The organism is Pseudomonas sp. SDO55104_S430 (assembly GCF_054070595.1).
Genome location: NZ_JBSVXG010000455.1, coordinates 1 through 1,637 on the forward strand (window position 1 = coordinate 1; position 1,637 = coordinate 1,637).

The 1,637-nt window shown below is 61.3% G+C and carries 1 protein-coding gene; it reads right to left on the bottom strand.

Annotation, left to right across the window (positions count from 1 at the left end; genetic code table 11):
* Window positions 1-58: 58 nt before the first annotated feature.
* Window positions 59-1,369 (bottom strand): ABC transporter substrate-binding protein, encoded by a 1,311-nt coding sequence (locus tag ACW9JE_RS30635; RefSeq protein ID WP_457434892.1) that lies wholly within the window; start codon window positions 1,367-1,369, stop codon window positions 59-61.
* Window positions 1,370-1,637: the final 268 nt, after the last annotated feature.

Genomic DNA, 1,637 nt, shown 5'->3' on the forward strand with positions numbered 1-1,637 from the left:
TGGGGTATGCCTGACACACCGCCTTCGCGGGCAAGCCTCGCTCCTACAGGATTTCATTTCATTTCGGATAACCGGCGCGCTTCATCTCGCGTTCGGTGGATTGCTGCGCCGCAGCCAAAGCCTGGTCGACCGTGGTCTGGCCGATCAGCGCTGCGGAGAACAGCTTGCCGACCTGAGTGCCCACCGCCTGGAACTCGGGGATGGTCACCAGCTGGATGCCGATGTAAGGCACAGGGCGGGCGCCGGGTTTGCTCGGGTCAGCGGCCTTGAGCGATTCCAGAGTGACCTTGGCGAACGGCGCGGCGTTCATGTACTCCGCGCTGTAGGTCGAGGCGCGGGTGCCTGGCGGCACATTGGCGATGCCGTCGGTCTTGGCGACCAGCGCGCCGTATTCCTTGGACGTGGCCCAGGCGCTGAAGGTCTTCGCCGCGTCCTTGGCCTTGGAACTGGTCGGAATCGCCAGCGCCCAGGAGTAGAGCCAGGCCGAACCCTTGTCGGTGGTTTCGTGCGGCGCATAGGTGAAGCCGACGTTGTCGCTGACCTTGCTCTGGGTCTTGTCGGTGACGAACGAGCCGGCGACGCTGGCGTCGACCCAGATCGCGCACTTGCCGCTGTTGAACAGCGCGAGGTTTTCGTTGAAGCCGTTGCTGGATGCGCCCGGCGGGCCGGATTTCTTCATGGTGTCGACGTAGAAATTCAGCGCGTTCTTCCACTCGGGACCGTTGAATTCCGGCTGCCATTTCTCATCGAACCAGCGCGCGCCATAGGCGTTGGCGACGGTGGTGATCAGCGCCATGCTCTCGCCCCAGCCGGCCTTGCCGCGCAAGCAGATGCCGTACTGCTCTTTGGTTTTATCAGTCAGTTTTTCAGCGAATTCGCCGATCTGTGTCCAGGTCGGATGCTCGGGCATGGTCAGGCCCGCGTTCTTGAACAGATCGGTGCGGTAATAGGTGATGGAGCTTTCGGCGTAGAACGGCAGGGCGTACAGCGAGCCTTTCACCGACAGGCCTTCGCGCACCGACGGGAACACGTCGTCGAGGTCATAACTGGCCGGCAGGTCCTTCATCGGTTCGAGCCAGCCCTTGGCCCCCCAGAGTGCCGCTTCGTACATGCCGATGGTCAGCACGTCGAACTGCCCGCCCTGGGTGGCGATGTCGGTGGTCAGGCGCTGGCGCAGGACGTTCTCCTCCAGCACCACCCAATTGAGCTTGATCTCCGGATGCTCGGCCTCGAAGGTCTTCGAGAGCTTTTGCATGCGAATCATGTCGCTGTTGTTGACGGTGGCGATGGTCAGGGTCTGAGCGCCGAGGCTGACGCTGCTGAGGGTCATGCAGGTGAGGGCGAGCAGAGCTTTTACAGAAGGTTGCATCGAGCACTCCTTTTCTGCACCCGAGGGGTTACAGAAGGACAGTTATTGTTTTTGTGGCTTGCGATCCAGCAAGCATCTGCGCTGATTACAACGTTCAATCGTTGGCGAGACAAATCATCCGTCGCACTGGGATCGATACTTTTTTGCACTGGGGATTTGGAGGGGGGATGCAGGGAAGGGCGTTGCAGCGTGGCAGGGGCGTGGGATTTGTACAGGTTTTGCGGGCCTCTTCGCGGGCAAGCCTCGCTCCTACAGGTTCACCACCGAC

Coding starts and splice junctions, on each gene's coding strand:
- ACW9JE_RS30635 (WP_457434892.1), bottom strand. CDS start 1,369: ATGCAACCTTCTGTAAAAGCTCTGCTCGCCCTCACCTGCATGACCCTC.